Source organism: Streptomyces europaeiscabiei, from assembly GCF_001550375.1.
Lineage (GTDB): Bacteria > Actinomycetota > Actinomycetes > Streptomycetales > Streptomycetaceae > Streptomyces > Streptomyces europaeiscabiei.
In genome coordinates this window covers 1-9,774 of sequence record NZ_LRTR01000359.1, presented here as the reverse complement: position 1 = coordinate 9,774, position 9,774 = coordinate 1, and the positions used below count along the sequence as shown (strand labels likewise).

5 protein-coding genes, 1 tRNA gene and 1 pseudogene are annotated in these 9,774 nt (G+C 69.2%); 3 read left to right on the top strand and 4 right to left on the bottom strand.

Going from position 1 to position 9,774, the window contains the following annotated elements:
- Together AWZ10_RS17130 and AWZ10_RS52935 are read right to left on the bottom strand one after the other, a co-directional pair.
- Positions 1-191: pseudogene (locus AWZ10_RS17130) on the bottom strand (SPFH domain-containing protein); the annotation flags it as partial.
- Between the two features lie 138 nt (positions 192-329).
- The gene (locus AWZ10_RS52935) at positions 330-2,108 is read right to left on the bottom strand and encodes a peptidoglycan-binding protein (protein WP_063809771.1); all 1,779 of its coding nucleotides are present in this window, start codon (positions 2,106-2,108) and stop codon (positions 330-332) included.
- Positions 2,109-2,708: 600 nt separating this feature from the next.
- On the opposite strand from AWZ10_RS52935, the gene AWZ10_RS17120 reads away from it, so the two are divergent.
- The 3 genes from AWZ10_RS17120 (at position 2,709) to glxA (ending at position 7,177) form a co-directional block, all read left to right on the top strand.
- Positions 2,709-2,785, top strand: a tRNA-Lys gene (locus tag AWZ10_RS17120).
- A 460-nt stretch (positions 2,786-3,245) separates the two neighbouring features.
- Positions 3,246-5,243 (top strand): glycosyltransferase family 2 protein, encoded by a 1,998-nt coding sequence (locus tag AWZ10_RS17115; RefSeq protein ID WP_046709235.1) that lies wholly within the window; start codon positions 3,246-3,248, stop codon positions 5,241-5,243.
- Complete coding sequence (gene glxA, locus AWZ10_RS17110; RefSeq protein WP_060891491.1) at positions 5,240-7,177, top strand: radical copper oxidase GlxA; 1,938 nt, start codon at positions 5,240-5,242, stop codon at positions 7,175-7,177. Before AWZ10_RS17115 ends, glxA begins: the two co-directional genes overlap by 4 nt.
- A 532-nt stretch (positions 7,178-7,709) precedes the next feature.
- Here the strand turns inward: glxA and AWZ10_RS17105 are convergent.
- Positions 7,710-8,738, bottom strand: a complete 1,029-nt coding sequence (locus tag AWZ10_RS17105; RefSeq protein ID WP_060891490.1) for a glycoside hydrolase family 6 protein — start codon at positions 8,736-8,738, stop codon at positions 7,710-7,712.
- Positions 8,739-8,985: 247 nt separating this feature from the next.
- A complete protein-coding gene (locus AWZ10_RS17100) occupies positions 8,986-9,690 on the bottom strand; it encodes a class F sortase (protein ID WP_046710129.1) in 705 nt (234 codons plus the stop codon).
- Positions 9,691-9,774: the final 84 nt, after the last annotated feature.

The following is a 9,774-nucleotide window of genomic DNA, read 5'->3' as shown; positions in this document are numbered from 1 at the left end:
ACCCGCGGCTGCTCGCCGGTGCCGCGCCGCCGGCCCACGACGGCGGGGGTGACCGGCACGGCCACCGGGGCGGGGTCGTCCCGGAACAGCAGATGTACGGGGATCTCGGTGGTGGTCTCGTTCTGGATGAGCCGGGCGGGCCGCGCCGGCCCGTCGGGCTCCGGTGTGTGTGAGGTGGTCGTCGTACTCATACGTGCCTCCGTGCCTCCGCGCAGGAAGAACCGTGGTGAGAGTCATGTGGCGGTGTGTTCGGTCGGGGGGGTGGGAGGGAGTCGGCCGGTTTTCTTGGGGAGAGCGGCTCCGGGTCCCGGCCGGAGCGGGGCCTTCCGTCAGGCGAAGAGCCGGCGCCAGGTCTCGGGGCCCGGGTAGCCGTCCGCCGCGCCGCCGCGCCACCCCTGGGCCCGCTGGAACGCCTCCACGTTCCGCCGGTCCGACTCGCCCCAACGAGGCCCCGGACTCGAGGTGTAGTACTTGCCGAACCCCTTCTTGACCAGCTGCTTCCCCAACTGGGTGACGTACGCGTTGTCCGCGCCCGGCCGGAACATGCCGCGCCCCGGATAGCCGAGGACGCCGTGCGAGGCGGGCGTCACGGGAATCCCGGGAGCCCTGGGAGCCTTGGGAGCCCCGGGTGTCACGGGTGTCACGGGTGTCACGGGCCCCCCGGGCAGGTCGGGTCCACCGGGCGACACGGGCCCACCGGGCGGGGTGGGCTCGCCGGGGGTGGCCGGCTTCCCCGATACGCCGGGCGGGGTGTGCTTCCCAGAGGTGGCGGGCTTCCCGGATACGCCGGGCGGGGCCGGCTTCCCCGACGCTCCGGATGTGCCGGAGGCACCGGGTTCTCCCGGGTTCCCCGGTGGCCGATGCACCACCGGTGGCCGATGCGCCACCGAAGGCCGATGCGCCACCGAAGGCCTGGGCGCCGCCGGCTTCCCCGGCGGGCCCGGATTCCCGGCCGACGCGATGTTCTTGCCCCTCCCGGTGACCAGATACGACCAGGTCAGCGGGCCCGGAATGCCGTCCGCGGAGCGGCCCGACCAGCCCTGCGCCCGCTGGAACGCCCGGGTGGCCCTGCGGTCGGCGTCCGACCAGATCGGCCCCGGCCCTCCGGTGTAGAAACGGGCCCCGCCCCGCTGCACCAGCATCTGCCCCAGCCGGGCGACGTACTTGTTGTGCGCGCCGGGCCCGAAGACCTCGCGGCCCGGGAAGCGGTCACTACCCGGCCCGGCGGCCCCTTTCGCACCCGGCCTCTGAGGCCTCTCCGGCTTGCCCGGCTTGCCTGGCTTGCCCGGCGGGGCGACGGGTGAACCGGAGCCGCCGGAGGCGGCCGTCTCCTCGTCCGGCCGGCCCGCCCCGTCGTCGATCAGCCCCTTGTAGCGGTACGGCACGTAGTGGGTCGCGTTGTCCCAGTACCCGTACGGGGTGGCCTGCCTGCGGGCGTACGGGCGGGCCGACTCGTAGGCGATGTAGTGGGTCTCGGCGTAGTCCGTCCAGCCGCCGAAAATGACGACGTGCGAGCCCTTTCGAGGATCCTTCGGATTGTGGAAGAGCAGCATGTCACCCGGCTCCAGCCGGTCCTTCGAAATGCGCTGCGCGAACTTGTCGAGGCTGCCCGTCCATTCGTTGTCGGTCAGGCCCCAGGCCATCGAGACGAACCCCGAGCAGTCCTGCCGATAACCGTCGGACCAGTACTCGCGCATGCTGTACGGGACCTCGGCCGCGATCCAGGTCTTGGCCCGCCTGATGATCTCGGCGCGGGTGGTGGGCGGCGTCAGCACTTCCTTCGGCGGCTTCTCCTCGTCCGCCGGCCGACCGCCGGGGCCGTGCAGCGGAGCCTTCTTCCCCTGGGGCGTATCGGGCCCCTCACCTGTGGGAACGCCACCGGGATGAGCCGGGCCGTGGGCCGCCGCGACCGCCGGCACGGCATGCCCCGCACCGAGTGCGGCACCGGCGGCGGTGGCCACGACGAGGGCACTCCTGGCGGTTCTGGCCGCCGGGTGACTCAGATGGGCGTACTGGGCCGAATAGGGCATGACCAGCCGCCAGTGGACACAACCGGGGCATTCACAATCGGCCCCCGGCTCGATCTCCTCGAATACCGGAGTCTCCATGCGATTCCCCTCGCGAACCGACCGAAGAATTACACGCTTCTGCACGCCCGTCAGTTTCTCAACCGTGCACCGGTGTCGCATGTTGACGGTCCGAATGATGTACACGGCTCGCCGGACCCCGAACCCCTCCTCGATCGTGCCGGCCCCCGTGGGGGCGGGCCCGCTCGTGTCGGCGGCGATCCCGGCCTTCCCGCTGTTCCGGCTTTTCGCCCTTTCCGGTCTCGCCACCGAGTCGGTCCACGACTGCGGCGAGTCGCCCCGGCGACAGCCCCGGCACCCGCGACGGTTCATCGAACGCGACAACATCCGTTCGGCAGAACGCAGTTGCCATACGGTTCAGCTATTTCCGACTGTGGCTCCCGACAGACCCGACAAGGTCGCGAACCCCCGCAGGAGACCGTGAATCGCGGCGCGGTACGGCGGCTGCATGCGGTCCACGGACGGCGGCTGCATACGGTCCCACGGACAGCGGCTGCATGCGGTCCGGCGCCCGGCTCGCCACCGGGACCCGGGCGACCGGGCCGTTCCCGCCTGCGGCCCCGCGCACCCCTGCGCCCGTGGTCAGGAGCACCCCCGCCCCTCCGCTAGAATTTTCCTCGCGCGCCGCTAGCTCAGTTGGTTAGAGCAGCTGACTCTTAATCAGCGGGTCCGGGGTTCGAGTCCCTGGCGGCGCACCATCCGGAGAGGCCCCTCGCGAGCATGAAGCGCGAGGGGCCTCTCCGCATGTGCACGTCACCCCCGCGCGCTTCCCCGCACACTCCCCCCAGATCCTCCACCAATGCCCCAATAACGGCGTATGGCCGGTAAACGCCGCGTTTCGCATCTTGCGATCAAGCCTCACACCATAGAACCCTGGGCCGTAAGAGACTGCCGATACACGGCAGTTCGGGGGCCATGGACTGTTTGCGCCCGAGAATGGGGATCTCGGGCCCCCGCCGAGGCACGCGACGTACGCGCTCAGGCACAAAAGATGCCGAGGGGGCATCAATGCAACCGGATGGCCGTCGTCCCGTGTCTCCATGGTGTAGATCACATGGTGACGATGGCCCACTGATGCGTCCGTAACGGTCGAGGGGGACCGATTCGGACGAAAGACCGACGAACACACACTCGATGTGTGTGCGGGGGGAATGACTCATGACGTCGACGCCGACGGGCGCCCGGCATAACCACGATCCATCCGAAACGACCCGGCTCAAGGTGCCGTCGCACCGGACCGGCGCATTCCGCAAGCTGAGGAAGAGCCTTCCCAGATACGACTACGAGCACTACAGCCGCCTCGCGGGACCACTCACCCAGCCGGACCCGACCAAGCCCTACGAGGTCCAGTACCGCTCCCTGATCTCCCAGGAGCCGCACCGTCTGCGGGTCGCCCTGATGCTGGCGGCCGCACCGCTGCTCTCCCTGGTCCTGCTCGGCTGGTTGCTGCAGCAGGAGCACTGGACCAAGCGCGACTACGTCGAGTACGAGTTCCTGCCCACCCTCGACATGGTCATGCTGATCTCGATCGGCCTGATCGAGTTCTTCCGCTGCATGAACGTCCTGTCCAACGCGCACGCCACCCTGGTCGCCCGCGACCCGATCCCGGTCGTGCCCGAGACCGGCACCAGAGTCGCCTTCCTCACCTCCTTCGTGCCCGGCAAGGAACCGCTGGAGATGGTGACGAAGACCCTGGAGGCCGCCGTCCGGCTCCGCCACCGCGGGCTTCTGCACGTGTGGCTGCTCGACGAGGGCGACGACCCGGATGTGAGGACGGTCTGCGCACGCCTGGGCGTGCACCACTTCTCCCGCAAGGGGATCGCGAAGTGGAACCAGCCGAAGGGCCCGCACCGGGCCAAGACCAAGCATGGCAACTACAACGCCTGGCTGGACGCGCACGGCGACGACTACGACTTCTTCGCCTCGGTCGACACCGACCACGTGCCGCTGCCCAACTACCTGGAGCGGATGCTCGGTTTCTTCCGCGACCCGAACATCGGCTTCGTCATCGGCCCTCAGGTGTACGGCAACTACGACAACTTCGTCACCAAGGCCGCCGAGTCCCAGCAGTTCCTGTTCCACGCGCTGATCCAGCGCGCCGGCAACAAGTACGGCGCCCCCATGTTCGTCGGCACCTCCAACGCCGTGCGGATCAGGGCGCTCAAGCAGATCGGCGGCCTGTACGACTCGATCACCGAGGACATGGCCACCGGCTTCGAGATCCACCGCCACAAGAACCCGTTGACGGGCAAGAAGTGGCGCTCGGTGTACACGCCGGACGTGCTCGCGGTGGGTGAGGGGCCCAGCGCCTGGACGGACTTCTTCACCCAGCAGATGCGCTGGTCGCGCGGGACGTACGAGACGATCCTCAAGCAGTACTGGAAGGGCTGGTACTCACTGCCGCCGAGCAAGCTCTTCAACTACACGATGATGATCATCTTCTATCCGATGTCCGCCCTCAACTGGATTCTGGCGGCGCTGAGTTGCGCCCTGTTCCTGGGCCTGGGCGCCTCGGGTGTGAACATCGATCCGACCGTGTGGCTGATGCTCTACGGCAACGCCTCGGCCCTTCAGATAGGCCTGTACGTCTGGAACCGCCGCCACAACGTCTCGCCGCACGAGCCGGAGGGCTCCGGCGGTGTGGCGGGCATGGTGATGTCCGCGCTGTCCGCGCCGCTCTACGCGAAGGCGCTGATCGACTCGGCCCTGCGCCGCAAGAGCAAGTTCGTCGTCACACCCAAGGGGGACTCGGCGAGCCCCGACAGATGGTTCGGCACCTTCCGGTACCACTGGTACTTCATCGTCATCTTCGGGGCGTCGATCGCCGCCGGTTTCGTCTTCGGCAACTCGCACCCGGCGATGGTCATCTGGGCCGTCTTCGCCATGACGATCACCGCCCTCCCCATCTTCGCCTGGCGCTACATGCTGCGGCAGGACAAGAAGAAGGCTGCCGCCGCGGCCGAGCTGCAGGGTTCCATGGTGGCGCCGCCCGAGGCGGCTCCCGCACCCTTCGCGCCGCCACCCGTACCGCACGCCCCACACACACCTCACGCTCCCCAGCACAAGCCGAGCTGGGCGGCGTCCGGGTCGGGCAGCGGGGGTAGCGACCAGACCATGCAGATCGCCCTGGGCGGACTGGGGGGACGTAAGGAATGAAGGACCGTGCTGGCCGCCGCCGCGCCCGTCGCCTCGCGATAGGCGGGGCGGTGGTCCTCGCGCTCGCCGGGATGAACGGGCCCTGGGTGTACCGCTTCAGTACCGAGAAGTACCACGACTACAAGATCAACAGACCCGAGTACAAGGCCGACAACGGGCACTGGAAGATCGTGGAGTTCCCGAAGGAGTACCGGCAGAACACGATCCACGCCGCGCTCCTGCACACCGGCAAGATCCTGTTGATCGCGGGTTCGGGCAACGACGCGGACAACTTCGACGCCAAGAAGTTCGACACCCGTGTCTGGGACCCGGTCAAGCAGACGATCAAGCGCGTACCGACCCCGGCCGACCTGTTCTGCACGGGGCACACCCAGCTCTCCAACGGCAATCTGCTGATCGCGGGCGGCACCAAGCGCTACGAGAAGCTGAAGGGCGATGTCACCAAGGCCGGCGGCCTGATGATCATCCACAACGAGAACCCCGACAAGGGGATGCGGATCAGGGCGGGGACCAGGTTCGTCGGCAAGGCGAACGGCAGGACGTTCGTCCTCAAGGACACCGTCGACATCAAGAAGGCCGTCAAGACCTTCGATCCGGACACCGGGAAGTTCACCGGCAACAAGCCGGGCATCGCGCGCGCCTATGTCGAGGCCGAGAGGCGCGGCAAGAAGTACGAGACGGGGACGGAGGACAACTACCGGATCGTGGGCCTGAAGGGCGAGGACGCGCGGAACACGTACGGCATCGCGCAGAAGCTCGCCCTCGACAAGAAGGACTTCCAGGGGATCAAGGACGCCTACGAGTTCGACCCGGTCGCCGAGAAGTACATCAAGGTCGACCCGATGAACGAGGCGCGCTGGTACCCGACGCTGACCACCCTCAGCGACGGCACCGTCCTCAGTCTCTCCGGCCTCGACGAGATCGGTCAGCTGGTCCCGGGCAAGAACGAGATCTACGACCCCGGGACGAAGAAGTGGACGTACACGAAGGACGTCCAGCAGTTCCCGACGTACCCGGCGATCTCCCTGATGCAGAACGGCAAGCTGTTCTACTCGGGCGCGAACGCGGGGTACGGGCCGGACGACATCGGGCGCGACCCCGGTGTCTGGGACCTGAGGAGCAACAAGTTCACCAAGCTCCCCGGCATGAGCGACGGCAAGCTGCTCGAAACCGCCGGGACCGTGCTGTTGCCTCCGGCGCAGGATGAGAAGTACATGGTCATCGGGGGTGGCGGGGTCGGTGAGTCGGAGCGGTCCAGCAAGAAGACCCGGCTGATCGATCTGCTGGCCGACGAGCCCAGGTTCGTGGACGGGCCGGAGATGGCGAAGGGCACGCGGTATCCGCAGGCCTCGATCCTGCCCGACGACACGGTGCTCATCTCCGGCGGCTCCGAGGACTATCGCGGGCGCGGCGACTCCAACATCCTGGAGGCGCGGCTGTACGACGCGAGGACGGGGGAGCTGCGGCGGGTGGCCGACCCGCTGGTCGGGCGGAACTACCACTCCGGGTCGATCCTGTTGCCGGACGGGCGGGTCGTCTTCTTCGGGTCGGACTCCCTGTACTCCGACAGGGCCAACACCAAGCCGGGGGAGTTCGAGCAGCGCATCGAGATCTATACGCCGCCGTATCTGTTCCAGGACGCGCAGCCGACGCTGACGGGTGGGCCGAAGACGGTCGCGCGCGGCGGGAAGGCGACGTTCGGTACGCGGAACGCGTCGGCGGTGAAGTCTGCGCGGTTGATCAGGCCGAGCGCGTCGACGCATGTGACGGATGTGGACCAGAAGTCGATCGAGGTGGACTTCGAGGTCACCGGTGACGAGATCACGGTGACTGTGCCGAGGAACCGGAATCTGGTGCAGTCGGGGTGGTACATGCTGTTCGTGACGGATGACGCGGGCACGCCGAGCAAGGCGCAGTGGGTGAAGGTTCCGTAGGGTCGTCTTTCGGGTGCGGGTGCGTGGGAGCTGGTCGCACAGTTCCCCGCACCCCTGAAAGACCAGGCCCGGCGGGCCCGGAAGACCACGGCCCGGCGGGCCCGGAAGACCACAGGCCGGCGGGCCCGGAAGACCACAGGCCGGCGGGCCCGGAAGACCACAGGCCGGCGGGCCCGGAAGACCACAGGCCGGCGGGCCCGGAAGACCACAGGCCGGCGGGCCCGGAAGACCACAGGCCGGCGGGCCCGGAAGACCACAGGCCGGCGGGCCCGGAAGACCACAGGCCGGCGGGCCCGGAAGACCACAGGCCGGCGGGCCCGGAAGACCACAGGCCGGCGGGCCCGGAAGACCACAGGCCGGCGGGCCCGGAAGACCACAGGCCGGCGGGCCCGGAAGACCACAGGCCGGCGGGCCGAAAAGCAGGGGGCGTAGCCCCCGCTTTTCAGGGGCGCGGGGAACTGCGCGACCAGCCACGAACGGCCCGCAGCCGCCCAGCACCCCCCACGCCTCACCCCATTGGGCGCGCCGTCCCTCAGTCAGACGCCTTCGCCAAGCCCAGCGCGTACTCGGGCCACCACTCCCCCGCCTTCGGTCCGCCCTTGCACTCGCCGTCCGATTCACCAGGACGCTTCACCCACAGATACGCGTCCACCAGCGAGTCCGCGGTCTTGGTCGTCGGAGTCTCCCCCAGCGCCCGCCCCGGCGGGTTGCACCAGCGTTCGTCCTCGTCGCCCTCGGTCCAGGGGCCGTTGCCGTTACGGCTGGTGTCGACGACGAACGGCTTGTCGCCGATCTTCGACGAGAGCTGCTTGCCGTAGTCGATGGAGTCCTCGGTGGTGTAGAAGTTCGACACGTTGACAGCGAAGCCGTCCGCCCGTTCGACTCCGGCCCACTTGAGGGGGTCGTAGATCTCCTCGGGGTCTCCCCAGCCGGCGTTGCCCGCGTCCAGGTACACCTTCGTGTTCTTCAGCGCGCCGAGCGTCTCGATCGCGCCGTTCAACAGGTCGTACCGCTCCTCGTGGAACTCCTCCGGGGTGCAGCCGTCCACCACGTGGAGCACCGCGTCGGGCTCCAGGACGACCGTGGCCGCCCGGTCCCCGATGCCCTTGGCCACGCCGTCGATCCACGACCGGTACGCGTCGCCGTCCGCGGCGCCGCCGCCGGAGTACTGGCCGCAGTCGCGGTGCGGGATGTTGTAGAGGACGAGGACGGCGTCCCGGTCGGCCTTCTCCGCGGCCTCGGTGAAGCCCTCGGCCTCCCGCTCCGGATTCTCCGGGCCGATCCACTCGCCGGTCGGCTGCTCGGCGATCATGCGGATCAGCTTGGCGTCCTTGTCCTTGCCCGCCTTCTCGTAGGCGGCGACCTGTGTCGCCGCGTTGCCTCGCGGATTGACCCAGAACGGGGCCGTGCCGCGCGGCTGTTGGGTGATGTCGGAACCGGAGGAGCGGTCGCCCTCGCCGTCACCGTCACCGCTGTCTCCCCCGAAACAGCCGGTGAGCAATAACGCCGCCCCCACCACCCCCACGGACGCCCGAACCCCGGCCCCCCTACTGCCGTACATCCAACTCCCCCTTGGGTGCACCGTGTCGTAAGCCCCAATCCTGACATAATTCCCGCCTCGCCCACGAGGTCGTCGCCGCCTTGGCGAGAAGCTGTCGACTCCTGACCACGACGGGTGGGCAGCGTGTGTGGATGGGGGCGGAAAACGCCCGTACAACCGGATGGAACACCGGGACGGCTCGACTCGCGGCAAGCGCCTGCCGCCCGCCTTCGTCCGGACTGATGGCACAGAGCCGTCCTGGGTCCGATCAGGGTCCCGTTCCGCTCAAGTACGCGGAGACGACGACATTCGCCGTGTAGGTGCGGCTCGTCCTGTCGAACGTGCCGCCGCAGGTGACCAGACGGAGTTCGGCGCGCCCCGACTGCCTCACGCCGTAGGCCTGTTGGGCGTCGAAGTCGTCTCGGCCCATGACCTGGACGTCGTCCACGGTGAACTCGGCGATCCGGCCGTCGCTGCGGGCCACCCGGATCGTCTCGCCGACGCGCAGCGCGCTCAGCTTGTAGAAGACGGCGGGCCGCGTCTCGGTGTCGACGTGCCCGACGAACAGCGCGGCGCCCGTCGCCCCCGGCCGCGCACCGCCCGCGTACCAGCCGACGACGCCCGGCTGACCGTAGGAGGGGGGTTCGATCGCCCCGTCCCGGTCGAGGCCGCGCGCCACGACCGGCGCCTGCACCCCCATCGAGGGAATGTCCAGTCGCTGCGGCCTCGCGCCTCTCAACGGCTGTGCTGCAGGCGGCAGTTCGGCCTGTGCGGGCCGCCCGACCGCCGCCACGTCGCCGGTGGTCGGCGCGGACCCGCCCGTACGCACGTCGGTGACCTCGCGGCCCCACAGCCACAGGCCGAGCAGCAGCACGGCCCAGGCGACACCGGTGATGACACGGCCGGTTCCGCTGCCCGACCTGGCCCCCGTGCCGCTTCCGATTCCGTAGTCGGAGTAGTCCCGTCCCGACACGGCGACCCCTACTCCGTACCGCGGCCGCGACCACGGCGCGCGCCCCGCGCCACGACCGCCGCCGCCGCGACCCCGGCGAGGACC